20 protein-coding genes are annotated in these 25,097 nt (G+C 74.9%); 15 read left to right on the top strand and 5 right to left on the bottom strand.

Going from position 1 to position 25,097, the window contains the following annotated elements; translation table 11 throughout:
* Positions 1-42 precede the first annotated feature (42 nt).
* The 7 genes from AB0G01_RS25085 to AB0G01_RS25055 all read left to right on the top strand — a co-directional run bounded on the left by AB0G01_RS25085 (position 43) and on the right by AB0G01_RS25055 (position 10,051).
* The gene (locus AB0G01_RS25085) at positions 43-2,703 is read left to right on the top strand and encodes a hypothetical protein (protein ID WP_360949496.1); all 2,661 of its coding nucleotides are present in this window, start codon (positions 43-45) and stop codon (positions 2,701-2,703) included.
* Complete coding sequence (locus AB0G01_RS25080) at positions 2,700-3,563, top strand: ABC transporter substrate-binding protein (protein WP_360949494.1); 864 nt, start codon at positions 2,700-2,702, stop codon at positions 3,561-3,563. Before AB0G01_RS25085 ends, AB0G01_RS25080 begins: the two co-directional genes overlap by 4 nt.
* Positions 3,560-4,492 carry an ABC transporter substrate-binding protein gene (locus AB0G01_RS25075; protein ID WP_360949492.1) on the top strand — a complete coding sequence of 311 codons (933 nt, stop codon included), beginning with the start codon at positions 3,560-3,562 and terminating at the stop codon, positions 4,490-4,492. Before AB0G01_RS25080 ends, AB0G01_RS25075 begins: the two co-directional genes overlap by 4 nt.
* A 15-nt stretch (positions 4,493-4,507) precedes the next feature.
* Complete coding sequence (locus AB0G01_RS25070; RefSeq protein ID WP_360949739.1) at positions 4,508-5,626, top strand: energy-coupling factor transporter transmembrane component T; 1,119 nt, start codon at positions 4,508-4,510, stop codon at positions 5,624-5,626.
* Entirely contained in the window at positions 5,623-7,224 is a 1,602-nt protein-coding gene (locus tag AB0G01_RS25065; RefSeq protein ID WP_360949490.1) for an ATP-binding cassette domain-containing protein, read from the top strand. Before AB0G01_RS25070 ends, AB0G01_RS25065 begins: the two co-directional genes overlap by 4 nt.
* Positions 7,225-7,271: 47 nt before the next feature.
* The gene (locus AB0G01_RS25060) at positions 7,272-8,141 is read left to right on the top strand and encodes an ECF transporter S component (protein WP_360949737.1); all 870 of its coding nucleotides are present in this window, start codon (positions 7,272-7,274) and stop codon (positions 8,139-8,141) included.
* A gap of 182 nt (positions 8,142-8,323) precedes the next feature.
* Positions 8,324-10,051 (top strand): alpha/beta-hydrolase family protein, encoded by a 1,728-nt coding sequence (locus tag AB0G01_RS25055; protein WP_360949488.1) that lies wholly within the window; start codon positions 8,324-8,326, stop codon positions 10,049-10,051.
* A 50-nt stretch (positions 10,052-10,101) separates the two neighbouring features.
* Here AB0G01_RS25055 and AB0G01_RS25050 read toward each other — a convergent pair whose 3' ends face one another.
* Positions 10,102-11,238, bottom strand: a complete 1,137-nt coding sequence (locus AB0G01_RS25050; protein WP_360949486.1) for a hypothetical protein — start codon at positions 11,236-11,238, stop codon at positions 10,102-10,104.
* A 388-nt stretch (positions 11,239-11,626) separates the two neighbouring features.
* Here AB0G01_RS25050 and AB0G01_RS25045 point away from each other — a divergent pair, with 388 nt between their 5' ends.
* The 4 genes from AB0G01_RS25045 (at position 11,627) to rho (ending at position 18,792) form a co-directional block, all read left to right on the top strand.
* Complete coding sequence (locus AB0G01_RS25045) at positions 11,627-11,959, top strand: type VII secretion target (protein ID WP_360949484.1); 333 nt, start codon at positions 11,627-11,629, stop codon at positions 11,957-11,959.
* A complete protein-coding gene (locus AB0G01_RS25040) occupies positions 11,956-12,456 on the top strand; it encodes a YbaB/EbfC family nucleoid-associated protein (RefSeq protein WP_360949482.1) in 501 nt (166 codons plus the stop codon). Before AB0G01_RS25045 ends, AB0G01_RS25040 begins: the two co-directional genes overlap by 4 nt.
* Complete coding sequence (locus AB0G01_RS25035) at positions 12,450-17,357, top strand: RHS repeat-associated core domain-containing protein (RefSeq protein WP_360949480.1); 4,908 nt, start codon at positions 12,450-12,452, stop codon at positions 17,355-17,357. Before AB0G01_RS25040 ends, AB0G01_RS25035 begins: the two co-directional genes overlap by 7 nt.
* 298 nt (positions 17,358-17,655) lie before the next feature.
* Positions 17,656-18,792 carry a transcription termination factor Rho gene (rho, locus tag AB0G01_RS25030; protein WP_360949478.1) on the top strand — a complete coding sequence of 379 codons (1,137 nt, stop codon included), beginning with the start codon at positions 17,656-17,658 and terminating at the stop codon, positions 18,790-18,792.
* A gap of 55 nt (positions 18,793-18,847) precedes the next feature.
* Here the strand turns inward: rho and AB0G01_RS25025 are convergent, their stop codons facing one another.
* Positions 18,848-19,423, bottom strand: a complete 576-nt coding sequence (locus tag AB0G01_RS25025) for a carboxymuconolactone decarboxylase family protein (RefSeq protein WP_360949476.1) — start codon at positions 19,421-19,423, stop codon at positions 18,848-18,850.
* A 176-nt stretch (positions 19,424-19,599) separates the two neighbouring features.
* Between AB0G01_RS25025 and AB0G01_RS25020 the strand changes: the two genes are divergently transcribed.
* The 4 genes from AB0G01_RS25020 (at position 19,600) to AB0G01_RS25005 (ending at position 23,144) form a co-directional block, all read left to right on the top strand.
* The gene (locus AB0G01_RS25020; RefSeq protein WP_360949474.1) at positions 19,600-19,962 is read left to right on the top strand and encodes a YciI family protein; all 363 of its coding nucleotides are present in this window, start codon (positions 19,600-19,602) and stop codon (positions 19,960-19,962) included.
* A gap of 172 nt (positions 19,963-20,134) precedes the next feature.
* Positions 20,135-21,439 (top strand): amidase family protein, encoded by a 1,305-nt coding sequence (locus AB0G01_RS25015; RefSeq protein WP_360949472.1) that lies wholly within the window; start codon positions 20,135-20,137, stop codon positions 21,437-21,439.
* Positions 21,440-21,601: 162 nt separating this feature from the next.
* A complete protein-coding gene (locus AB0G01_RS25010; protein ID WP_360949470.1) occupies positions 21,602-22,396 on the top strand; it encodes a TIGR03084 family metal-binding protein in 795 nt (264 codons plus the stop codon).
* Positions 22,397-22,433: 37 nt separating this feature from the next.
* The gene (locus tag AB0G01_RS25005; RefSeq protein ID WP_360949468.1) at positions 22,434-23,144 is read left to right on the top strand and encodes a TetR/AcrR family transcriptional regulator; all 711 of its coding nucleotides are present in this window, start codon (positions 22,434-22,436) and stop codon (positions 23,142-23,144) included.
* Here AB0G01_RS25005 and AB0G01_RS25000 read toward each other — a convergent pair.
* From AB0G01_RS25000 to AB0G01_RS24990, 3 genes are read right to left on the bottom strand one after another with little or no spacing between them, the layout of a single operon-like run.
* Complete coding sequence (locus AB0G01_RS25000; RefSeq protein WP_360949466.1) at positions 23,116-24,117, bottom strand: SDR family NAD(P)-dependent oxidoreductase; 1,002 nt, start codon at positions 24,115-24,117, stop codon at positions 23,116-23,118. The two genes, AB0G01_RS25005 and AB0G01_RS25000, sit on opposite strands and share 29 nt — an antisense overlap.
* Positions 24,118-24,138: 21 nt before the next feature.
* On the bottom strand, positions 24,139-24,642 hold the full coding sequence (locus AB0G01_RS24995) for a flavin reductase family protein (protein WP_360949464.1): 504 nt from the start codon (positions 24,640-24,642) through the stop codon (positions 24,139-24,141).
* Positions 24,639-25,097 (bottom strand): acyl-CoA thioesterase, encoded by a 459-nt coding sequence (locus AB0G01_RS24990; RefSeq protein ID WP_360949462.1) that lies wholly within the window; start codon positions 25,095-25,097, stop codon positions 24,639-24,641. The genes AB0G01_RS24995 and AB0G01_RS24990 overlap by 4 nt, the downstream gene beginning before the upstream one ends.

Raw genomic sequence — 25,097 nt, 5'->3', positions numbered from 1 at the left:
CGATCTGTGTTCCGCGGTCGACCCCGGTCGACCGCGACCGCCTTGACGATCGCCGTGGTCCTCGGGGTGGCCGCCACGGGCTCCGCCGTCGCCGCCGCCGACCGTCCCGGGGCCTCCGCCGCCGCCTACTGGCTGGCGCGCCAGCTCTCCCCGGACGGCACCCTGGAGAACCCGCTCGGCTCACCCCTGCCCGACCACGGCCTGATGATCGACACGTTGTTGGCGCTGCACGCCTCCGGCAACGGCGCGCTGGCCACGCCGATCGTCACCTACCTGGACGACGCCGGGCACGCCAGCGACTACTACACCTGGGACGGGTACGCGCCCGGCGAGGGCTACGACGCCATCGTCGTCGGCGGCGCGGCGGCCAAGACGCTGCTGGCCGCCGAGGTGTCCGGGCGCGACCCGCGCCACTTCGACGGCGTCGACCTGGTCGCCGAGACCAAGGCCGCCATCATGCGGTCCGGGCCGGACCGGGGCCGGGTCAGCGACTACGCCAAGAAGCCCGAGTTCGCGGACTTCATCAGCAACAACGCCAACACCTTCGGCCAGGCGCTGGCTGTCATCGCGCTGGCGGCGGTGGGCGAGAACGACCAGCTCGCGATCGACCGGCTGGTCACCCAGCAGTGCGCCGAGGGCTACTTCCGGATCTTCTACGAGTACATCCCCACCGACGAGACCGGCGACCACGTCAACCAGGGCGGCCACAAGGTCTCCACCTGCGACGAGGGCAAGCCGTTCGACAAGGCCCCGAAGGACGGCGACAGCACCGGGCTCGGGCTGTCCGCGATGGTCGCGGCCCGCAAGGCCGGCGCGGCCGGGCTGGACGGGCCGATCGACAGCGCGGTCCGGTGGCTCAAGGCGAACCAGGACCCCGGCGGCGGCTGGGGCGGCGGCGTCGGCACCGAAGCGCCCAACACCAACAGCACCGGCCTCATCGTGCAGGCGCTGGCCGAGGCGGGCGGCGCGGAGGCGCACGTGGACGCCGGCGTCGCGTACCTCAGGTCGGCCCAGGCCACCCCCGAGCGCGACGCGGCCACCCTGCTCAGCGAGGACATCGGCGCGATCGGCTACAGCCCGGACCACTACACCGCCGCGCAGGCCGACGGCCTCGGCGCGGTCGACACCTGGATCCGGGCCGGCGCGCAGGCGTCGCTGGGCCTGGCCCAGGTCGGGTTCTTCGACCTGGCGGGCGGCCGGGTCCCGCCCGCCGAGCCGCCGACCACCGCGCCGCCCGCGACCACGCCCCCCGCGCCGGTGCGGGAGGAGACCCCCGCGCGGACCACGCCGCCTCCTCCGCCGGCCGCGCCGCGCGTCCGGGGCACCGTCGTGGTCCCGCCCGTGAACCTGGCCGAGCCCGGTCCGGACACACCCGCCGGCAAGCTCGGCGGGTACCTCGCGGGCACGCTGGTCGGCGGTGACCACGTCGAGGTCACCGAGGACGGCCGGACGTTCGTCGACTACGACGCCACCGCCGAGCTGGTGCTCGCGCTGCGCGCGCTCGACGAGCAGCCGCAGGCCGTCGCCCGCGCCACGGACTTCCTGCTGCGCCCCGAATCCGTCGACGCCTACGCGCACGGCGTGCCCTACGAGACCGGGCCCGCCGCCTACGCCGAACCGCTGGCCAAGCTCCACGTGCTGGCCCGGTTCCGGCTGGCCGACGGCGACGGGCCGGCCGACCTCGCGCCGACCGCCGAGCGCCTGCGCACCGACCTGGCCGCGCTGTCCACCGGCACCGGCGAGTTCGTGGACACCGGGTCGTTCGCCGACACCGACCGGGGGGTGGAGCGGCACGCGTGGGCGCTCCTGGCCGGCGCGGGCGGCCCGGACGCGGTGCACCTGCTGGTCGACCGGCAGTGCCGGGACGGCCTCTTCCCTGCGAACCTGGCCGCCGGGAGCTGCGCGACCGGCGACCCGGCCGCGACCGCCGCCGCCCTGTCCGCGCTCAACAGCGCGCCCGCCGACGACCGGCCGGAGGACGCGAAGTCCCTCGACCGGCAGCCCGTGGCCGGCGAGCCGGCGGGCGGGGACCCCGAGGACGAGACGCCGGCGGGCCTCGACCCCCGGGACGGGCAGCCCACAGACGAGAAGCCCACAGACGAGAAGCCCGCAGGCGAGCAACCCGCAGACGGGAAGCCCTCGGGCGGGCAGCCGGTCGCGGCCGGCGAGCCGTCCGACGTGGTGCCCGCGAGCTGGTCACCGGACCGCGCCGAGGCGCTCACCGCCGCCGCCGCCGCGCTGGCCACCAGGACCGGCCCGGACGGGCTGGTCGCCGGCGGCGACGCCGGGGCGGACCTGGCGCTGAGCGCGGTGGTGGCGAGCGGCCGGCTGGCGGTCGGTGAGGACGTCTCGGCCACCGCGCGGGCGCTCGGTGAGCGGCTGCTCCCCGGCGGCGGGCTGCCGGACGCGGGCGGGTCGGCCGATCTCGGCACCAGCGTGGCCGCCGCCCCCGCCGTGGCGGGCCGGTCGTGGACGGCCGCCGCCGGGTCACCGGTGACCGCCGCCGTACGACTGCCCCTCGCGGCGCTCCCGGCCGACCGGATCGCGGGCGACGCGGTCCGGCCCGGCGCGGCGATCAGGATCGCCGCCCCACCCGTCTGGCCCTACTCCGCGCTCGGCGGGCTCGTGCTGGCCGCCGCGCTCGGCTTCGGGCTGCACCTGGTCCGCAAGAGGAACGCATCCGCCGAGGGGGAACCGGAATGAGACGACTGCCGAGCCTGCTGTCCGCGGTGGCCGCGATGGCCGCGCTGGGCGTGGCCACCGCCGCGCCCGCGAGCGCGCTCGACCCGACCAAGGGCTACAACGGCATCTGCACCGGGGACGACGCGCTGACCGGCGTCACGGTCGTGATCGACTTCCAGGAGTTGGACGGCAACGGCGGCACGCCCGCGCCGACCATCACCCGGTGCTCGCCCAACGCGAACCCCGGCACGGCGCGCACCGGCGTGAAGGCGTTGCAGGACGCCGGGATCGCGATCGCCGGCACGGCGCGCTGGGGCCTGGGCTTCCTCTGCCGGCTGGAGAACCGCCCGGCCTCCACCGAGACCCTGCCGACCACGTCGAACCCGACGTACAAGGAGCCGTGCGTCAACACGCCGCCGGCCCAGGCGTACTGGTCGTACTGGCACGCCGACGGCGCGGGCACGACGTGGACCTACAGCAACTACGGCGCGCTGAACCGCAACGTGATCCCCGGCGGCTTCGAGGGCTGGTCCTTCGCGCTGAACAAGACCGCCACCACGAACCCGGCACCGGGCGTGACGCCGACCAACCCGGCGGTCAACCCGGGCAACCCGACCGTCGGGCTGTCCGTGGACGACCTGGACCGCAAGATCACCCTCGGCCAGAGCACCACGCTGACCTGGACCTCCACCAACGCCACCGGGGTCACGGCGTTCGCGGTCTCCCCCGCGACCGGCGGCGGCTCGTGGTCCGGCGCGCTGGCGGTGCCCGGCGGCACGCAGACCATCACACCGACCGCCACGGGCACCTACACCTACACCGTGCGGGCCAGTGGCACCGGCGGAACGGTGTACAGCACGGCCACGCTGACGGTCCAGTGACCGCGATCCGGACTCGTCTGGCCGGCGCGGCGGCGGTCGCCTCCTTCCTGGTGACCGCACCCGCGCCGGCCGGCGCGGTCGACCACTCCCGGGGGCGGCCCGGCATCTGCCCGTCCGCCGCCGGGGTCACCGTGGTCGTCGACTTCCAGGCGTTGGGCGGCACCACGCTGGTGCGCTGCAACTCCCAAACGACCCAGGGCACCGGGTTGGACGCGCTCAAGGGCGCGGGTTTCCAGATCGCCGGCGTGCAGCGCTGGGGCGAGGCGTTCATCTGCCGGGTCGAGAACCGCCCCTCGGCCGTCGAGGAGCTGCCCCTCCAGGGCGACGAGGGCTACCGCGAGGCGTGCGTCGACACCCCGCCGGCCGCCGGGTACTGGTCGTACTGGCACGCGGGCAACAACTGCGCGTGGGCCTACAGCCAGTGGGGCGTCAAGAACCGCAAGTTCGTCCCCGGCGGGTTCGAGGGCTGGTCGTTCTCGCTCAACGCGACCGCCGAGACCAACCCGGTCCCCCGGGTCGCGGCCGTCCGACCGGGCACCGAGGGCCAGTCGTGCGTGGCGCGCGACGAGGGCAAGCCCCGGTCCGACGACCCGGAGGAGCGGCAGGCCGAGATCCGGCCGGAGCCCGCGCAGCCGCCGGAAACCGCGCAGGAGCCCGGACAGCCGACCGGTGAGGCCACCCGGGGGACCGCCGCGCTGCCGCCGCCCAGGCCGCGCGCGTCGGCGGGCGTGGTGCAGCCGACGGCGGCCGACCCGGGGGACAACGTCGCGTTCGACGGCGGGCAGAGCGCCCCGGACGTCAACGACGTGGTGAAGGAGCAGGCCGGCGCGAGCGACTCCGCGCCGTGGGTGGCCGGTGCGGCGGTCGTGCTGCTCGGTGCGGCGACGTGGTTCACGGCACGTCGGCGCAAACGCGTGCGGGAGTCGTAGGTGCGCGGTAGTGCGCTGTCCACCTTCTTCCTGCCCCGCGATCTGCACCCCGCCGCGTGGTGGCTGTGGGCGTTGGGCCTGGCGGTCGCGGCGAGCCGCACCACGAACCCGTGGCTGCTGCTGACGATCGTGGCCGTCGCGTGCCACGTGGTGGTGGCGCGGCGGACGGACGCGCCGTGGGCGATGGCGTTCCGGATGTACCTGTACCTGGGCGCGGTGATCGTGTCGGTGCGGGTGTTCTTCCGGTTCGTGTTCGGCGGCGCGGAGGGCTCCACGATCATCCTGCGGCTGCCGGAGATCCCGTTGCCCGAGTGGGCGGCGGGAATCCGGCTGTTCGGCGACGTGTCCGCGGAGTCCGTGCTGGGCGGGTTGTACGACGGGCTGCGGCTGGCGACCATGGTGGTGTGCCTGGGCGCGGCCAACGCGCTCGCGAACCCCAAGCGGCTGCTCAAGGCGATGCCGCCGGCGCTGTACGAGGTCGGCACGGCGGTGATCGTGGCGCTGTCGGTGTTCCCGCAACTGGCCGAGAGCACGCTGCGGGTCCGGCGGGCCCGCAGGTTGCGCGGCGGTGACCACCGCAAGCGGTTCAAAGCTTTCCACGCCATCGTTATCCCGGTGCTGGAGGACGCCCTGGACCGGTCGTTGCGGCTGGCCGCGTCGATGGACTCGCGCGGCTACGGCCGGGCCGCGCTGGTCCGCGCGCAGGAGCGGGTGGCGACCGGCGCGCTGATGATCGTCGGGCTGATCGGGGTGTGCGTGGGCGTCTACGCCACGTTGGACGGCTCGACGCCGCGCTTCCTCGCCGCGCCCGTGCTGTTCTCCGGGATCGCGATCGCGATGGTCGGTTTCCGGTTCGCGGGCAAGCGGGTGCGCCGCACCCGGTACCGGCCCGACCGGTGGCAGCCGGCGGAGTTCGTGGTCGCGGCGAGCGGCATCGGGGTGGCGGTGGTGCTGTTCACGACCTCCAGCGTCGACCCGACGAACCTCAACCCGTCGCTGATCACCCTGTCCTGGCCGTTGCTGTCCTGGACACCGCTGTGCGGTGTGCTGCTGGGTGCGCTGCCCGCGCTCCTGTCCCCCGTGCCCGAACCGCCGTTCGCCGACGAGCCGCTCACCGAGAAAGTGCCCGCATGATCGAGCTCGACCACGTCAGCTTCTGGTACCACGGCCAGGCCGAGCCGGTGCTGGCCGACGTCACGCTGTCCATCGGCGAGGGCGAGCTGGTGCTCCTCGCGGGTCGCACGGGCGCGGGCAAGTCGACCCTGCTCGGCACCCTGAACGGGCTGGTCCCGCACTTCACCGGCGGGCACCTGGACGGCGTGGTCTCGATCGACGGCACCACCACGCACTCCCGCCCGCCGCGCGAGTTCGCGCACCTGGTCGGCGTGGTCGGCCAGGACCCGCTCGCCGGGTTCGTCACCGACACCGTGGAGGACGAGCTCGCCTACGGCATGGAACAGCTCGGGCTCCCGCCCCAGGTGATGCGCCGCCGGGTGGAGGAGACGCTGGACCTGCTGGGCATCGCGGACCTGCGCCGGCGGGCGCTGCGGGCGCTGTCCGGCGGCCAGCAGCAGCGGGTGGCGATCGGCTCGGTGCTCACCACGCACCCCCGCGTGCTGGTGCTGGACGAGCCGACCTCCGCACTGGACCCCACCGCCGCCGAGGACGTGCTGGCCACGCTCGCCCGGCTGGTGCAGGACCTCGGTACCACAGTGGTGATGGCCGAACACCGGATGGAGCGGGTGATCCCGTTCGCCGACCGGATGATCTACGTGACCGGCGGCGGGTCGGTGGTGGACGGCGTGCCCGCCGACGTCCTGCGGGACACCCCGATCGCGCCGCCGATCGTGCGGCTGGGCAGGCTGGCGGGCTGGGAGCCGCTGCCGATGTCGGTGCGCGACGCCCGGCGGGTGGCCGGGCCGTTCCGCGCCGGCCTGGGCGACCCGCCGGAGCGCACCTCGCCGGTGTCCGCCGGTGAACCGGCGCTGCGCGGTTCCGGGATCGTGGTGCGCTACGGGCCGGTGGTCGCGGTGCGCGGGGTCGACCTGGACCTGCACGGCGGCAAGGTGCTGGCCGTGATGGGGCGCAACGGTTCGGGCAAGTCGTCGCTGCTGTGGGCGGTGCAGGGCTCGGGTCCCCGGCAGGGCGGCGACGTGAGGGTCGCGGGCCGGGACCCGCGCGCGCTGTCCAGCGCCGAGGCGCGCGAGCTGGTCGGGCTGGTGCCGCAGACCGCGAGCGACCTGCTGTACCTGGAGACGGTGGCCGACGAGTGCGCCGCCGCCGACGCCGAGTCCGGCGCGGAACCCGGCACCTGCCGCGCCCTGCTGGACCGGCTCGCGCCCGACGTCGTCGCGCGGCGGCACCCGCGCGACCTGTCCGAGGGGCAGCGGTTGGCGCTGGTGCTGGCGGTGCAGTTGTCCGCCGCGCCGCCGGTGGTGCTGCTCGACGAGCCCACCCGGGGGCTGGACTACCCGGGGAAGGCCGCGCTCGCGCGGATGATCGCGACGTTGACCGGCGAGGGCCGGGCGGTCGTGGTGGCCACCCACGACGTGGAGTTCGTGGCGACGGTCGCGGACCGGGTCGTGGTGCTGGCGGAGGGCGAGATCGTGTCCGACGGTCCGACCGCCGAGGTGCTGGGCGGCTCCCCCGCGTTCGCCACGCAGGTGGCCAAGGTCCTCGGCGGGCAGTGGCTCACCGTGGACGACGTCGAGGCCTCGGCGGTGGCCCGGTGACCGGGCCCGGTCACCCGGTGTCGGGCGGTCCGGTGCCGGGGCCGGCGGTGCGCCGCTGGGGTCGCGCCGACCAGGCGGTGCGGATCGGCCGGCGGTCGGCGGTGGTGCTGGTGCTGGCCTCGGTCGCGGGGCTGATGATGTTCGTCTGGCCGTTGCTGGTGCGGGTCGAGCCGCAGAGCATGCAGCACGGCCCGGACGCGCCCTTCATCTTCATCGGCATCCTGCCGGTGCTGATCGCCGTCGTGCTGGCCGAGCTGTCCGAGGGCGGCATGGACTCCAAGGCGCTGGCGATGCTGGGCGTGCTGTCGGCGGTGAACGCGGCGCTGCGGCCGTTGGGCGCGGGCGTCGCCGGCATCGAGACGGTGTTCTTCGTGCTGGTGCTGGCCGGACGGGTGTTCGGCGCGGGCTTCGGGTTCGTGCTGGGCTGCACGTCGCTGTTCGCGTCGGCCCTGCTGACCGCCGGCGTCGGGCCGTGGCTGCCGTTCCAGATGATGTGCTCGGCGTGGATCGGGATGGGCGCGGGCCTGCTGCCGCGCAAGGTGACCGGCAAGGCCGAGATCGCGATGCTGGTCGGCTACGGGATCGTGGTGGCCTATCTGTTCGGGTTCCTGATGAACCTGTGGTTCTGGCCGTTCATCACCGGGGCCGAGGTGCCCTACCACGAGGGCCACCTCTCTTACGTGGCAGGCGCTCCGGTGCTGGAGAACCTGCACCGGTTCGCGGTATTCACGCTGCTGACGTCCACGGCGGGTTGGGACACCGGGCGGGCGATCACGAACACGGTCGCGATCCTGGTCGTCGGACCGGCGGTGCTGGCGACGTTGCGCCGCGCGTCGCGCAAGGCGTCCTACGGCGCTCTTCCGACGTTCTCCCAACGCAGAGCAGGGCGCGAGGCCCCCACGTCCGTCGTGGACTGACGGTCGGCGCGGCGTCGACGCTGGGCTCCGGGTCGGCACACCGCGACCGACCGACCACCTGGCCGGGGTGTCCCGCCATCGGCGTGGTGCGTGCTGCGCCTTACGGGTCAGCCGATTGGGCCGGGCGGCCGACAAGACCGTGGCATACGATCACGTCGTCGCCGGGCCGGGCCCGCGCGCCGGTGTGGCCACACCGGCGCGCGGCACTACGCGGGGAGGTCGTCACGGCAGCCGTCAAGGCCCCGGGGGCACCGCGCGCGCACCCGGTCCGCCACGCCCTGGTCCGCTACCGCCGGTCGCTGAGCACCGTCGGGCTGGTCTTCGCCCTGGTGTTCTTCGCCTGGTCGATGACGCCCTCGCTGCTGCCGCGCGCGTGGTACCTGCAAGGCGTCGCCACCGGCCTCTGCTCGGCCACCGGCTACCTGATCGGGGTCGGCGTCGCCCGGCTGGTCCGCCGGATCGGCTACCACCCGGACTGGTCGCCCCTGGCGCGGCGGCGGGGCGACGTCGCGCTCGGGGTCGGGGCGTGCGTCTACGTCCCGGTCGCGCTGGGCCTGGGCGCGCACTGGCAGGAGCAGGTCCGCGAACTGGTCCACGTGCGGGTCGACGAGCAGTACTACTACGGACTCGTGCTCGCCATCGCGCTGGTGGTCGCGACGGGGCTGCGGGAGGTCGGGCGGCTGCTGCTGATCGCCTCGCGGCGGGTGGGCACGTGGGGCGCGCGGTACGTGCCGCCGCGCATCGCCCGCCTGGCCGGGGTCGTCGTGGTGGCCGTGCTGACCGTGCTGGTCGTCAACGACGGGCTGGTCAACGGGTTCCTGGCCGTGGTCAACGCGCTCGCCGCCCAGGCCGACCGGGGCGACTTCCCGGACGTGCGGCGGCCGTCCGACGCCGAGCGCTCGGGGTCGCCCGCGTCGCTGGTCCGGTGGGAGACGCTCGGCAAGGAGGGTCGCGCGTTCGTCGCGGGCGGCCCGCGCGCGGACCGGCTCGCGGCGTTCTCCGGGCGTCCCGCGCGCACGCCCGTCCGGGTCTACGGCGGGTTGTCGTCGGCGGGGTCGCTGGGCGACGTCGCGGCGCTCGTCGTCGCCGAGCTGGAGCGCACCGGGGCGTTCGACCGCGCGGTGCTCGCCGTCGCCACCACCACCGGGACCGGCTGGGTCGACCCGGCCATCGCCGAGGCGCTGGAGTACGTCGAGGGCGGCGACACCGCGATCGCCGCGCTCCAGTACTCCTACCTGCCGAGCTGGGCGGCGTTCGTGGCGGACCGGGACAGCCCGCGCGCGGCGGGCGAGGACCTGTTCGACCAGGTCTACGCGGCCTGGCAGCGGCGGCCGGTGGACGCCCGGCCCCGGCTGGTGGCGTTCGGCGAGAGCCTGGGCTCGTTCGGCGGGCAGGCCGCGTTCAGCGGGTTGCAGGACATGACCGCCCGCACCTCCGGCGCGCTGTGGGTCGGCACCCCGAACTCGACGGAGGTGTGGCAGCGGCTGACCGCCGGCCGGGACCCCGGTTCGCCGGAGCGGCTGCCCGTGGTCGACCGGGGGGCCGCCGCGCGGTTCGCCGCCCGGCCCGAGGACCTCGACCTCGGCACGCCGTGGGGCGCGCACCGGGTGGTGTACCTGCAACACGCCACCGACCCGATCGTCTGGTGGTCCCCGGACCTGCTGACCGGTCCCCCGGACTGGTTGGAGGAGCCGCTGGGTCCGGACGTGAGCCCGGAGATGACCTGGCTGCCCGCCGTCACGTTCTGGCAGCTCACCATCGACATGGTCTTCGCGACCGACGTCCCGCCCGGCTACGGCCACCACTACGGACCGGTCGAGGTGGCGGGTGCGTGGGCGCAGATCCTCACCCCGGCCGACTGGTCCGCGGCGGACACCGCGCGGTACCGGGAGCTGGTCGAGGCCCGCTGACGCCGGCCGGCGCGTGCGGCCGGCGGAAGCGGTCGGCGGACGCGGTCGGTTCAGGGTGTGAACCGCAGGATCGCCGCGACCTCGCCGCCGCCCGGGACGTCCTCCCGGCGCACCGCGAGCACGCGGCCGTCGGTGAGCCAGACCCGGCGGGCGATCTCGTCCAGCACGCCGTAGTCGACGGCGTTCGGGGCGTCGCGGAACTCGACCTCTCCGGTCTCCTCGTCCACGAAACCGGGGACGGTGGCGTCGATGTCGACGAACAGCGTGTCGACCGCGCCCATGGTCGCCAGCCGGGCCACGTCCGACACGTCGGTGGCCGTGCGGCTCTGCGAGGTCCGCCGGTCGAACAGCTCCCGCAGCTCGGCGAGCCGGCGGGCGTGCAGCCCGTCCAGGACGGCGCGGGCGGCGGACACCAGCTCGCCGTCGGCCGCCGCCGTGCCGGGTTCGCCGACGCCGGCCGGGATGCCCGTCGGCGCGAGCCCCGGGTAGCTGCACACCGAGCGGAAGATGCTGTCCAGCGGCTCGGCCGAGGCGAGGATCAGCGGCACGTCGTGCCCGGCGAGCACCGGTCGCAGCGCCCGGTCGACCTGCCGGGCGAACTGCCGCATCCGGACCTTCCGGCCCTCGCCGCCCCGCACCCGGCCACCCGGCGCGCGGTCCGTCGTGGACGACCTGCCGACCGCGCTCGCCACGTTCGCGGGCATCCCCGGCACGGTGATCTCGGCGGGGTGCGGGTCGGGCGCGACCTCCAGCAGCCGCACCGCGCCCCGGGTGAGCACCAGCAGGAACGCGGTCCGGGCGAAGGTGATCGAGCGCAGCAGCGGCTTGACGTGGAACCGGTCGGACACCTCGGCCGCCGCCGTGAGGTGGTCGGGCAGCCGGAACGTGGTCAGCGACTCGGGCGTGACGAACACGGCCAGGCCGCGTGCCTGGTAGCGCCAGAACTCGTCGTCGTCGACCAGGTCGGCGAGCTGCTCCTCGACCGCCGCCAGCGCCTCCCGCTCGACCCCGGTCACCCGCAACTGGTCGGTGGCCTCCCCGGCCAGGTTCTTCAGCTCGATCCGCTCGGCGTCGCCGGACGAGTCGGGCCGGGTCGGCAGGTAGAGCGAGATCCCGGCCGGCGTCCTGGTCGTGAGCAGGCGTTCGACCTGGGCGCGCGTCGGGATGTCGGTGTGCGGGCCGGTCACGTGGCCTCCTCCGGAAGGGTCCACAGTGGAGGGTAGCCGCGCGGGTGGGGCACCGCCGGGTCAACGCCCGGTCGTGGCCGATCCGCCGCCGGACCGGTCGCCGTGCGTCAGCAGCGGGACGCCCTCTACCCTTTCGGAGCAGTGGATTCACCCTGTCCGCGACGGGGGCCGGCGTGTCGGGTCTCCGGAGATCGCGCGGTGGAGCCCTGCCGGACCCCGGCGAAAGCCACCGGTGGGCCGGTTCGGATACGTCATTCGGGCGAAACCCGGGTGTCGTGGCCGCGCTCCCGCGAATTCCGCGCACCCCTTCGCCACAATCAGGGGCGCTGTGCCGCCCCCGGGTCCGGGAACCGCACGGCGGAGCACCGGGCAGGAAGGGGACTGGAAGATGCCAGCGGGCGGGTACAGCGCCGTGCCGGAAGCGCTGCGGGCGCACGGCAGCCATCTCGACGGCTTGTCGGACCGGTTGGGCACCGCGGCGGACGCGGCGCGGATGGCGGGGATGTCGGGTGACTCCTACGGCCTGCTCTGCGCGTTCCTGCCCCTGATCGTCAACCCGATGGAGGAGAAGGCGGCCGAGGCGCTCAACGCCGCCGCCGAGGGCGTGTCCGACATCGCGTCGAGCATCCGCGACACCGCGTCGGCCTACGACGAGCAGGAGTCGGCCCACGGCGAGACGATGACGGCGCTGCGCACGCGGTCGCTGGGCGGTGCCTCGTGAGCGTGCCGACCGGGTTCGGGGAGCCGGCGCGCGACCCCGACGAGGCCGAGGCCCGGATGTCGACGTGGGCGCGGGGGTTCGCCGAGAAGGCGGCCCGCTACCGCGAGGTCGGCGAGCGCACCGAGGCGTTGCGGCTGACCGCGTCCAGCCCGGACGGGGCCGTCCGGGTGACGGTCCGCGCCGACGGCGGGCTGGTCGACCTGGAGTTCGGCGACCGGGCGCGCAGCGTGCCGCTGGACCGCCTGTCCGGCCTGGTGATGGCCACCGTGCGGCAGGCGCAGGCCGGCATCGCCGACCGCGTCGCCGAGGTGATGTCCGACGGGCTCGGCGACGAGGACTCGCGGACCCGCGCGCTGGTCGTGGACAACCTGCGCACGCGGTTCCCGGACACCGAGGACACCGGGGACACCGGGGACACCGGAGTCGCCGCAGAAAACACCCCGGCCGCCGGCCGCGACACCGCGCCGGCCGACGACGAGGAGCACCGGCCGTGGTGAACCCGCTGGTGGCCCCGGTCGAGGACTCGACGAAGTCCTACACGGGCGCGACCATGGTGGAGTCCGCGATCGGCCTCCACCAGGCCATCGAGCAGGGCGACTGGGCCTCCATCGCGATGGGCGCGGCGGACGTCGGGCTGACCGCGCTGGGCGCGGTGGTGGACCCCGTGGGCGCGGTGTTCGCGGCCGGCGTCGGCTGGCTGATCGAGCACGTCGGCCCGCTCAAGGAGGGGCTCGACCAGCTCGCGGGCAACCCGGACGAGGTCGAGGCGCACTCCGGGACGTGGCGGAACGTCGCCGCCGAGCTGGGCGCGATCGCCGGCGACCTGACCGCCATGGTCGCCGCCGACACCTCGGGCTGGCAAGGCCCGGCGGCCGACGCCTACCGCGAGCGCGCGACCGACACGGCGAACCTGCTCACCGCGGCGAAGGAGGGCGCGGAAGGCGCGTCCAGCGCGGTGAAGACGGCGGGCGAGGTCGTCGGCGCGGTGCGCGGCCTGGTGCGCGACATCATCGCCGAACTGGTGGGCCACCTGATCAGTTGGGCGCTCCAGGTGGTGGCCACCCTGGGCATCGGCCTGGCCTGGGTGGTGCCGCAGGTGGTCGCGGAGGTGGCCAAGGTCGCGTCGCTGATCGCCCGCTACACCACCCGGCTGGTCCGCGCGCTCAAGGCGCTGACCCCGCTGCTCAAGCGCGTCGGCGACCTGTTCGACGACGCCGCGAAGTCCTTGCGCGGCATCAAGTCCCCGTCCGGCACGACGCCACCGCCGCCGACCAGGAGCGGTCCGCCGCCCGCACACCACTCCGACGGGCCGAGCGGCGGCACCACGTCCACGTCCGGTGCCGGCGGTGCGCCGCCGCCACCGCACGCCGACCCCGCCCCACCGCCGAAGGGCGACCCGGGCGGCACCACCTCGACGTCCGGCGCGGACGGCCCGCCCAGGACCGACGCGCCGCCACCGCCGAAGGCGCAGGACCCGCCGCCCAGGTCCGATCCGCCGCCGCCGCGCACCGACGCGCCTCCCCCGCCCCGGACGACCGGCCCGCCGCCGGCGCACCCGAACGGCCCGCCGAAGAACGGCCCGCCGAAGAACGACCGAGGCATCCGCGACGACGCGACGCCCCGGGGCGCGCACGACAACCCGGTGGACAACCGGCCGACCTGCGGCGACCCGATCGACGTCACCACCGGGTGGGTGATCCTGCCGCAGACCGACGTCCACCTGGACTCGACGCTGCCGCTGGTGCTCTCGCGCACCCACCTGTCGAACTACCGGCTGGGCCGGTCGTTCGGCCGCTCCTGGGCGTCCACGGTGGACCAGCGGTTGCAGGTGGACGACGACGGCGTGGCCTTCGCCGCCGAGGACGGCACGCTGCTGCTCTACCCGCACCCGGCCGAGGGCGGGGAGGTCCTGCCGGACGACGGCCCGCGCCGGCCGTTGACCCGGACCGCCGCCGGCGGCTACGCGGTGCTGCTGACCGAGCAGGACCGGATCTTGCACTTCGCCGCGACCGGCGGCCGGGAACGGCTGCTCAGCGCCATCTCCGACGCGAACGGCCGGCGCGTCGAGTTCGGCCGCGACGCGCACGGCACCCTCACCGAGGTCGTCCACTCGGGCGGGTACCGCGTCCGGGTGGACAGCCGGGACGGGCTGCTCACCGCGTTCTGGTTGGTGCGCGACGAATCCGACGTGCTGCTGGCCGAGTTCCGCCACGACACGGCGGGCCGGCTCACCGAGGTGGTCAACTCCTCCGGCACGCCGCTGAAGTTCGAGTACGACGACCAGGAGCGCATCGTCCGCTGCGAGGACCGCAACGGCATGTGGTACCGCTACGCCTACGACTCGGCGAACCGCTGCGTGCGCGCCGAGGGCGCGGGCGGCTACCTGAACTACACGATGGAGTACGAGCCGGGCATCACGCGCGCCACGAACTCCCTGGGCCACACCACCGTCTACCACCTGGACGAGCGCTACCGCGTGGTGCGCCGGACGGACCCGCTGGGCAACGCGGCGCTGACCCGGTGGAACGAGCACCACCAGGTGCTCTCCCGCACGGACCCGTTGGGCCGCACGACTTCCTACGCCTACGACGAGCGCGGCAACCTCGCCGCGGTGACCTACCCGGACGGCACCAGGTCGTGGGGCGAGTACAACGCGTTCGGCCGCCTGCTGTCGGTGGTCGACCCGGACGGCGCGGTGTGGCGGCGCGAGTACAGCGCGGCGGGCGCGTTGACCGCCCTGATCGACCCGGTGGGCGGCCGGACCTCCTACGACTACGACGAGTTGGGCAACCTGCGCACGGTCACCGACGCGGCCGGCGGGGTCACCACCTACGAGGTCAACCTGTTGGGCCTGGTGGTGTCGGCGGCCGACCCGTCCGGCGCGACCACCCGCTACGCCTACGACGAGCTGGGCCGCAAGGCGCAGGTCGTGGACCGGCTCGGCGCGGAGACCCGCTTCACCTGGACGCCGGAGGGCCGGCCCGCCGGCCGGGTGGACCCGGACGGCACGCACGTGGTGCTGCGGCACGACGGCGAGGGCAACCTGCGCGAGTCGCTGGACGCCCTGGGTTCGGCCACGCGCGTCGAGATCGGCGTGTTCGACCTGCCGGTCGCCGAGGTGCGGCCGGACGGGTCGCGGCTGGAGTTCGCCTACGACACCGAGTTGCGGCCCACCTCGGTCACCAACGAGCAGGGCCGGGTCTGGCGCTACGCCTACGACCCGGCCGGGAACCTGGTGTCGGAGCAGGACTTCGACGGCCGGGTGGTGCGCTACGCCCACGACGCGGCCGGTCAGGTCGTCGCGCGCACCAACGCCGCCGGGCAGACCGTCCACTACGCGCGCGACGCCCGTGGCCGCGTGGTGGCCCGCAACCACGCCGACGGTTCCGCCCGGCTGGCCTACGACGGCGTGGGCCGGCTCCTGCGCGCCACCACCGCCGACGCGGACCTGGTGATCGGCTACGACGCGGCCGGGCGGGTGCTGGCCGAGACGGTGGGCGGTCGCGTCCTGTCGTCCCGCTACGACGCCCTGGGCCGCCGGGTCGGCAGGTGCACGCCGTCCGGCGCGCTGAGCGGGTGGGAGCACGACGCGGCGGGGCGGCCGACGGCCCTGCACACCGCCGGCCGCACGATCCGCTTCGGCTACGACGCCGCCGGCCGCGAGGTGGAGCGGCGGGTCGGCGAGGTGCTGCTCGCGCAGCGGTGGGACGAGGCGGACCGGCTCAGCTCGCAGACCGTCCTGGCGGGCACGGCACCCGCCGTGCTGCAACGGCGTTCGTACCACTACCGCCCGGACGGCCGCCTGGTCGCGGTGGACGACCAGCTCACCGGCGGGTGCGCGGTCGACCTCGACGCGGTCGGGCGGGTCACCGCCGTGCGCGGCGCGCACGGCACCGAGACCTACGGCTACGACCCGGCGGGCAACGTGGTGCACGCCCGGTCCCACCGGGGTCCGGACGGCCACGGCCCGCGCGAGTACCGGGGCACGCTCGTCCTGCGGGCGGGCAACGTCGGCTACGGCTACGACGCCGAGGGCCGGGTGGTGCGGCGCGAGGTGGCCCGCCCCGGCGGCCGGGTCGACACCTGGCGGTTCGGCTGGGACGCCGAGGACCGGCTGGTGTGGACTGACACGCCCGGCGGCCGGTGGCGCTACGGCTACGACGCGCTGGGCCGCCGGGTGTGGAAGCACCGGGTGGCCCCGGACGGGTCGGTGCTGGAGCGGGTCGACTTCACCTGGGACGGCGCGGTGGTGGCCGAGCAGGTCCGCGACGGCGTGGCGGCCCTGGTGTGGGACTGGGAGCCCGGCGGGCACCGCGCGGTGGGCCAGACCCGGCGCACGGCGGCCGGCGGGCAGTGGGTCGACCAGCGGTTCCAGGCGATCGTCACGGACCTGGTCGGCACGCCGACCGAGCTGGTCGACCCGGACGGCGCGCTGGACTGGCACCAGGACACCACGCTGTGGGGCGGTGCGCCGAACCCGGGCGGGACGCCGCTGCGGTTCCCCGGCCAGTACCACGACGACGAGACCGGCCTGTACTACAACGTGCACCGGTACTACGACCCGCTGGTGGGCCGGTACGCCACGCACGACCCGCTGGGGCTGGCCCCGTCGGCCAACACGCGCGCGTACGCCGGAAACCCGATGTCGTCCACCGACCCGCTCGGGCTGATGCCCACGCCGTGCCAGACGCTCAACAACCAGGGCCACTACCCCGGCGACAAGACCAACGCGTTCACCGGCTACAACCAGTACCAGAGCGGCTGGACCTCGCCCCCGGGCCGGTTCGACTCCGTGCCGCCGCAGACGATCATGAACAACTCGGCCACGCCGTTCTCGCCGCACAACTTCGACGGCGGGGTGAACGGGCAGTACAACGCCTCGCACGCCGAGTTGCAGGCGTGGAACGGCCAGCCGGGCAACCCGATCGTCGTGACGCGGCCGATGTGCTCGTCATGCCGGCCGCAGTTCCAGGGTTTCGCGGACGCGCACGGCTCCAACGTCTACGTCGGCTCGCCGGACGGCATCCACACCTTCACGCCGGGCGGCACGCCGCAGACCAGCCTGGGGCACAACCCGGTGCAGGGCGTCGACGCGCAGGGCAACCAGTGGACGATGACCCACAACCCGGTGGACGGTTCCACCAGCATGGTCACCACCCGGCCCAACGGCCAGGTGACCGAGTCCGTGGTGCACGGCGACTACTCGGGCACGCAGTGGTACCACGACCCCCAGGGGGCCAGCTCGTACTCGGAGTACTACCCGAACCGGAACACCGAGGTGCTGACCGAGGACGCCAACCTCACCACGATCGGCGAGACGCACATCGGGCCGTCCAACGGGACCTACGACGTGATCGGCGGGAACCGCACCAACGTCCCGCCGGGCCAACGCCTGTAGACCGGGTGTGTCCGGTGGGGACTGTCCCCCTGTGGTTGTCGAGCTGCGGCCGGTGGGGCGGTCGGGTGCGGATGTCGGCGGGCAGGCCGCGGATGTGGTCGGCGACGCGGGACCGGGATCACGTTGCACCGCTCGCCGGGGCGCGCTATGGTGGGGGGTGTCCTGAAAGTGGATGTTGGCGATGCCTCCCACTGGGACATTCTTCCTCCAGGGTCCGGAGCCGGTCATCGGTGTCCCGCCCCTCCCCGCACGTCCCGCGTGATCGCGGGGCGCTCCGGTCCGGAAAGGACACCCCACCATGACCGCGACCCTCATGCGAGAACACGCCACCACGACGCGAACCCCGGTGACCGGGGTGCTCGACGTCGTCGGGGCGACCGCCTTCATCCGCGCGTCGGGCTACCTGCCCGGCCCGCACGACGTCTTCGTCCCCCAGTCCACCGCCACCCGCCACGGCCTGCGGCGCGGTGACCTCGTGTCCGGCTTCGCCGGGCCCGGGAGCGGTCGCCACCAGCGAGCGCAACTGGTCCAGGTCGAGCAGGTCAACGGCCGGGAGGCGGCTACCGCCCGGCACCGCCCCGAGTTCGCCGACCTGGTCCCCGTGCACCCGACCGAGCGGCTGCGGCTGGAGACCCGGCCCGACGAGCTGACCACGCGGGTCGTGGACCTGGTCATGCCGGTCGGCAAGGGGCAGCGGGCGCTGATCGTCGCGCCGCCCAAGGCCGGCAAGACGTCCGTGCTCTGCTCGATCGCGCGGGGCATCAGCCGCAACAACCCCGAGTGCCACCTGATCGTCGTGCTCGTCGGCGAGCGCCCCGAGGAGGTCACCGACCTGCGCCGCACGGTGCCGGGCGAGGTGGTCGCCTCCACGTTCGACTGCTCCCCCGCCGAGCACATCGCGCTGGCCGAACTGGCCGTGGAGCGGGCGAAGCGGCTGGTCGAGGAGGGCCGCGACGTCGTCGTGCTGCTCGACTCGCTGACCCGCCTGGGCCGGGCCTACAACCTGGCCGCGCCCGCGTCGGGCCGGACGCTGTCCGGCGGCATCGACTCCGGCGCGCTGCTGCCGCCCAAGCGCTTCCTCGGCGCGGCGCGCAACATCGAGGACGGCGGGTCGCTGACCATCTTCGCCACCGCGCTGGTCGAGACCGGCTCCACTGGCGACACGCTGATCTTCGAGGAGTACAAGGCCACCGGCAACGCCGAACTGAAGCTGGACCGCCGGACCGCCGCCAGGCGGGTGTTCCCGGCGGTCGACCTGGAGCAGTCCGGCACCCGGCGGGACGACCTCCTGCTCTCGCCCCGGGAACTGGCCGTCACGCAGACGCTGCGGCGGGCGCTCGACGGCCGTGACGTCGACGTGCTGCTGGACGGGTTGCGCAAGACCCGCACCAACTACGAGTTCCTGAGCCAGTTGGCCCCTCCCTCGGCGGCGTGAGCCGGTCCCCCACCGGGAGAGCACGACCCGGGACCGCACCGGCCGCCGACCGGGCTCACGCCCGCCCGTCGGGGTGCCAGGCGAACGGCGCGAGCGGTTCGGCCAGCGGCGCGCGGGTGAGCCGGTTGGCCAGCGTGGACATCGTGTACGCGCCGATGCCCAGCACGACCTCCAGCGCGTTGCGCGGGGTGTACCCGTGGGCCAGGAACGCCCGGAGCGCGTCGTCACCGACCGCGCCGCCGGCCGCGAGGACCTCCAGGACGAACCCGCGCACGGCCTCCAGGCGTTCGTCGGCCAGGGGCCGCTGCGCGCGGAGCGCTTCGACCAGCGCGCCGTCCGCGCCCGCCCCGGCCAGCACGGCGGTGTGCATCGCGACGCACACCCCGCACCCGTTGCGGGTGGCGATGGTCAGGATGACGACCTCGCGGGCGACGCGGTCCAGCGTCGTGGCCTCGAACAGGCCGCTGACCGTCAAGAACCCGTCGAGCAGGTGCGGTGAGCCGGCCATCCGGGCGACCGCGGCGGGCAGGTGGCCGAGCCGGTCGGCGGTGGCCGTCAGCGCGCGGCGGGACGCCGGGGGCGCGGTCTCCGGGGTGTGGTCGGGAAAAACGGTCTCCGGGTACGTGGGCACGGCACTCCTCGACTCGAACCGGTCAACTTGGTTGTCGAAAAGGTAAACCTGGTTGACCACTTCAGGCAAGTGGACAAGTGTCCGGGGTCCGGTGTCGAATCGGCGTGCGGCCGTTCGACGCGGAGGTGGGGGCCGGCGAATCCGGCCCCGGACGAGGACGACACGGGGAGCAAGACATGCGATTCCTGCTGGTGCACCGGCTCGACGAGAACACCGCCGAGGCGGTGGACCCCGGTCCGGAGTTCGTCGCGCGGATGGGCGCGTTCATCGAGGACTGGGTGGGCCGGGGCGTCCTGATCACGGCCGAGGGCGTGCACCCGTCGGCCCGGGGCGCGCGGGTCCGCAAGGACCGGGGGGCGGCGATCCACGCCACCGACGGGCCGTTCACCGAGGCCAAGGAGGTCATCGGCGGGTTCTTGCTGATCAACGCGGCGGACCGGGCCGAGGCCGTGGCGCGCGCCCGGCAGTACGCGGACGTGTTCGAGGCGGTCGAGGTGGAGGTGCGCCAGGTCGTGGAGTTCGAGGACCTGCCGTCCTGAGCCCGCCCGGTCCGGGTCGACCGGCCGGTCCGGGGGTCGCCCGGACCGGTCGCCCCGGACCGGGCACCGGCCGAACCGTGCGCCCGGGGCACAACAACCGTCGCGCACGGACAATGACCTCCCGCACCGCCGTACCTACGTTCGACCACTACGCGCGGCAGGAAGGACGGACATGGCCGACGAGGTTGCCCTGACCCTGGCCGACTGGTCGGAGCTCGCCCCGGCCGAACGCGACCGCCCCCGCGCGGACGCGGTGGCGCGGGCCGGGGCCTCGGCGCACGGCGACTGGATCGGGCCCGTCCGCGACGGGACGCCGGGACGCGGCGTGCTAGCCGGGGTCCCGTTCTCGGTCAAGGACAACATCGACGTCCGGGGCGTGCCGACCACGGCCGGCAGCCCGCTGCTCGGCGACACCCCGGCCGAGGCCGACGCGAGCGTCGTCAGCGCGTTGCGCGACGCCGGCGCGGTCGTGGTCGGCAAGACCAACCTGCACGAACTCGCGTTCGGGATCACCAGCAACAACAGGGCTTTCGGCCCGGTGCGCAACCCCGCCGACCCGGCCCGCAGCGCCGGCGGGTCGAGCGGGGGCAGCGCGGCGGGCGTCGCGCTCGGCGTGGTGCCGTTCGCGCTGGGCACCGACACCGGTGGGTCGGTCACCGTGCCCGCGTCGTTCTGCGGCGTGGTCGGGTTCCGCCCGTCCACCGGCCGGTACCCGGGCGACGGCGTGGTGAACCTGTCCACCACCCGCGACACCATCGGCCTCCACGCCCGCACGGTGCGCGACGTGCGGACCGTGGACCGCGTCGTCACCGGGGAACCGGATGCCGCCCCGGTCGCGCTCGCCGGTCTGCGCATCGGGTTGCCGCGCGGCCGCTTCCGGCACCTCGACCCGGACGTGGCCCGGGTCGTCGACCGGGTGCTGTCGGCGGTGGAGTCGGCCGGCGCGCACCTGGTCGAGGTCGACCTGGGCGACGACGCCGTGGTGGCCACGGGCCCCGGCAACGACCTGGTGTTCTACGAAGCGCCCCGGCTGCTGGCCCGGCGGGTCGGGTCCCCCGCCGGGCGGTGGGCCGACCGGATCGCCTCGCCCGACGTGCGCGCGCTGGTCGAGTCGATGTGCTCCTCCCCCGTCACCGCCGACGCCTACGAGGAAGCCCGGGTCGCCCGGTGGCGGTTGCGACGCGGGTACGCCGACCTCTTCGGCCGGGTCGACGTCGTCCTGGGGCCGACCGCGCCGGTGCTGCCGCCGCTGCTCGGCGAGGACGAGGTGATCACCCACGACGGGCGGGAGGTGCCGGTGTTCTCGACCGTCACCCGCAACGTCGCGCCGGGCACGGTCGCCGGTGTGCCGATGCTGTCGCTGCCGGCGGGCCGGTCCGGCACCGGGCTGCCGATCGGGATCTGCCTGGAAGCGCCCGTGTTCGGCGACACGCGCCTGCTGCGGATCGCCGAAGCGGTGCAGGCGCACCTGGTCTGACCGGGCACGCCGATCGTGCTCGGCCTTGAGCACGCCGTGAGAAGACATCGCCGCACCGCTGGGGCATCGTCGGAGTGGACAACCGCCTGCGGGCCCCGCGTGGCCGGTGCGGTCCCGCCGAGTCCGCGGGCATCCGGGCAATCCCGACCAGAGGACGTGCGCATGGACGTGATCACGGCGCTCCGGGCCACCGGTGACGACTTCGACCGGATGGTCGCCGACCTCGACCACGAGCGGTGGTCGCGGCCCACCCCCGCGCCGGGCTGGACGGTCAAGCACCAGGTGGCGCACCTGACGTCGATCTTCGGCATGGCGGGCATGGCCGCCGCCGACGGCGACCGGTTCCGCGGTGTCCTGGCGACGCTGTCGGACGACTTCGACGGCAACGTGTCCGCCGCCCTGGCACCGCACCTCGCGCTCCCGCCCGACGAGCTGGTGCGCCGGTGGCAGGGCACCAAGGCCGCCGCGATCGACGCGCTGGCCGCCGTGCCCGCCGACGCCGTGGTGCCGTGGCTGGTGAACCCGCTGCCGCCGGCGGTGCTGTCCGCCGCCGGGATGATGGAGCTGTTCGGGCACGGCCAGGACGTCGCCGACGCGCTGGGCGTGACCCGCGAGTGGGACGACCGGCTCGGGGTCCTGGTCGGTTTCGCGGTGCGCACCAAGGACTTCGGCTACCTGGCGCGCGGCGAGCGGCCACCGGCCGACGAGTTCCGGTTCGAGATCACCGCGCCCTCCGGGCAGCGCTGGGACCACGGCCCGGCGGACGCCGCGCAGCGCGTGACCGGGTCCGCGGTGGACTTCTGCCTGCTGGTCACCCGCCGCCGGCACCCGGCGGACCTCGACGTCCGGGCCGAGGGCGGGGTGGCCCGCCGGTGGCTGGAGCTCGCGCAGGCCTACCGGGGTCCGGCGGGACCCGGCCGCGCACCCACCCGGGCCGCGTCCGCGATCCGGCGCTGACCCCGTTGCCCGCCGACGGTTCCGCCCGCGAACTCCGGTGAGCCCCCGCCGCGCGGCCCCGCACGCCCGGTCCGCCCTGGTGGACACCGCGGCGCGCCTCCTCGCCGAGGAAGGCCCGTCCGCGCTGTCCACCAGGCGGCTGGCCGCCGAGGCGGGCACGTCGACCATGGCCGTCTACACCCACTTCGGCGGGATGAGCGGCCTCGTCCGGGAGGTGGTGCACGAGGGGTTCGCGCGCTTGCAGCACCACCTGACCGGTGTCGAGGAGACCGCCGACCCGGTGGCGGACATGGCCCTGCTGGGGCGGGCCTACCGGCGCAACGCGCTGGCCAACAGCCACCTGTACCCGGTGATGTTCGGCGGCTTCTCGCCGGCCGGGTTCACGTTGAGCGACGAAGACCGCCTGCACGGCCGCTACACGCTGGCCAACGTCGCCCGCTGCGCCGGGCGGTGCGTCGCGGCGGGCCGGTTCGCGGCGGGCGACCCGGAGCTGGTGGCGCACCACATGTGGATCGCCACCCACGGCCTGGTCACGCTGGAGCTGGGCGAGTACCTCGACGAGCCGTTCACCGCCGACCGGGTGTTCGAGTCCCAGCTCGTCGGCATGATGATCAGCGCCGGGGACCGGCCCGAGTCCGCCGCGCGCTCGGTCGCGGCCTCGGTCGGGCGGCTGCCCACCGAGGCCGCCGAGGCCGCCGAGGCCGCCGGGGCCGCCGGGGTCACCGCACCCCCGCCTGCCGGGGCGTGACCACCCCCGTCCCGGCCAGCCAGCGCACGGTGTCGGCGACGGTGTCCGCGAACGGCCGGGGCACCAGGCCCAGCGTGCTCGCCGCCGGGTCGACGCGGGTGGCCGCGCCGGCCGTGACGATCGCGCCGTGCTCGGCCGGGATGTGCCAGGGCCACCGGGGCTGCACGAGGTCGGCCAGCCGGCCCACCGGCGACATCGCCCCGGCGGGCGGGAAGAGCGCGGGCAGCGCGCGGCCGGTCGCCTCCCGCACCGCCCGCACGTACTCGGCCGTGGTGAGGTAGCGGCCCGGCCCGAAGTGGCGGCCGGTCACGTCCGGCGCGAGCAGCGCGGCGTGCAGCGCCGCCGTGTCGCGGACGTCGCCGAGCTGGAGGCCCCCGGCGGGCCACAGCGGCATCAGGCCGCGCAGCAGGTCCCGCAGCCGGGAGGTCTGGTCGCCCAGCTTGGGATCGTGCGGGCCGAGCAGGACCGGCGGGTAGCTGATCACCACCGGGTCGCCGCGCTCCTGGTGCCGCCGGGCGACCGCCTCGGACCCGGCTTTCGTCGCGGCGTAGGGCTCCCGGCCGGTGCCGACCGGCGAGCTCTCCCGGATCACCCGGACGCCGGGGCCGAACAGCGCCGCGACGCTCGACACGTGCACCACCCGCCCGACGCCCAGCCGGCACGCGGTGCCGAGCACGACCTCGGTGCCGCGAACGTTGGTGCGCAGCATCTCCGCCCGCCGCCGGCGGTCGAAGGAGTACACCGCCGCGCAGTGCACCACGGCGTCCGCGCCGCGCACCGCCGACGTCACCGACCGCTCGTCGGTCACGTCCCCGACGGCGACGTCCACCGCCGGCGTCCCCCACGGCCGCAACGCGGTGTCCACCGAGGACTCCGAGCGGGCCAGGACGCGGACCCGGTGCCCGGCGCGGACCAGCTCCGCGACCGTGTGCGACCCGGCGAAACCGCTGCCCCCGGTGACGACCACCAGCATGAGCGCTCCTCCTGCCCGACCTCAGATCCGGTGGAAACCGCTGTCGTAGAACAGCAGGGCCCGCGAGTCCGGTCCCCGCCGGCAGCCGAGCACCCGGCCGAGGAAGATCGTGTGGTCGCCGCCCTCGTGCCGCCGGACCAGCTCGCACTCCAGCCACGCCAGCGCCCCGGACAGCAGCGGCGCGCCGGTGTGCGGACCGGACTGCCAGTCGACCACGTCGAACTGCGCCCGGCCGCGCGGGCGGCGCTTGTCGGCGAAGTACCGCGCGGTCCGCTCCTGGTCGCCGCCCATCACCGAGACCGCGAACCGCCCGGCGGTGCCGATCGCCGCGTGCATGGTGGCCCGGTGGGCCACGCAGCACAGCACCATCGGCGGGTCCAGGGAGACCGACGTGAACGCGTTCGCGGTCATGCCGTGCGGGTGCTCGCCGCCGACCGTGACCACGGCGACGCCGGTCGCGAACCGGGACATGGCGTCCCGCAACGTGGTCTCCTCCATCGTGGGGGCCGCGTCGTGCACGATCATCCCCCCAGCCCGGACCGCGCGAGCTCCGGTGTCCCGGAGTAGGGCAGCAGGGCCAGCCTCAGCTCCTCGGGCACCCGCGCGGGAACCGTGTCCGCGTTGGGGCCGCGCATGCACGCCACGCGCTGCTTGCCCCGGGCCACCAGCACCTCCGGCCCGTCGTCGAGCTTGACGTAGTCGAAGCTGAACTGGATCTGCGTCCGGGTCAGCTCGTCCAGCCGCATCCGCACCGAGAGCTCGTCGAACGCGGTGATCTCGGCGAAGAACTCGCAGTCGACCTTGAGCGTGAACAGCTTCAGGTCGGCGCGCACCTGCTCCAGCACGCCGGGTGCCTTGTCCCGCAGGAACAACTCCCGGCACCGGCCCTGCCAGCGCAGGTAGTTCACGTAGTAGACGTTGCCGACGAGGTTGGTCTCCTCGAAACCGACGGTGTGGCGCAGCTCGTAGTACTCCGGCAT

Source organism: Actinosynnema sp. NPDC023587 (assembly GCF_040640215.1).
Classification (GTDB): Bacteria; Actinomycetota; Actinomycetes; order Mycobacteriales; family Pseudonocardiaceae; genus Actinosynnema.
The sequence above is the reverse complement of the archived record's forward strand: the minus strand, read 5'-3'. Positions and strand labels throughout refer to the sequence as shown.

What these genes read in the sequence shown, in the direction of transcription:
- AB0G01_RS25080 (WP_360949494.1), top strand. Translation starts at nt 2,700, where the DNA reads ATGAGACGACTGCCGAGCCTGCTGTCCGCGGTGGCCGCGATGGCCGCG.
- AB0G01_RS25065 (WP_360949490.1), top strand. Translation starts at nt 5,623, where the DNA reads ATGATCGAGCTCGACCACGTCAGCTTCTGGTACCACGGCCAGGCCGAG.
- AB0G01_RS25045 (WP_360949484.1), top strand. Translation starts at nt 11,627, where the DNA reads ATGCCAGCGGGCGGGTACAGCGCCGTGCCGGAAGCGCTGCGGGCGCAC.
- rho (WP_360949478.1), top strand. Translation starts at nt 17,656, where the DNA reads ATGACCGCGACCCTCATGCGAGAACACGCCACCACGACGCGAACCCCG.
- AB0G01_RS25020 (WP_360949474.1), top strand. Translation starts at nt 19,600, where the DNA reads ATGCGATTCCTGCTGGTGCACCGGCTCGACGAGAACACCGCCGAGGCG.
- AB0G01_RS25015 (WP_360949472.1), top strand. Translation starts at nt 20,135, where the DNA reads ATGGCCGACGAGGTTGCCCTGACCCTGGCCGACTGGTCGGAGCTCGCC.
- AB0G01_RS25010 (WP_360949470.1), top strand. Translation starts at nt 21,602, where the DNA reads ATGGACGTGATCACGGCGCTCCGGGCCACCGGTGACGACTTCGACCGG.
- AB0G01_RS25000 (WP_360949466.1), bottom strand. Translation starts at nt 24,117, where the DNA reads ATGCTGGTGGTCGTCACCGGGGGCAGCGGTTTCGCCGGGTCGCACACG.
- AB0G01_RS24995 (WP_360949464.1), bottom strand. Translation starts at nt 24,642, where the DNA reads ATGATCGTGCACGACGCGGCCCCCACGATGGAGGAGACCACGTTGCGG.
- AB0G01_RS24990 (WP_360949462.1), bottom strand. Translation starts at nt 25,097, where the DNA reads ATGCCGGAGTACTACGAGCTGCGCCACACCGTCGGTTTCGAGGAGACC.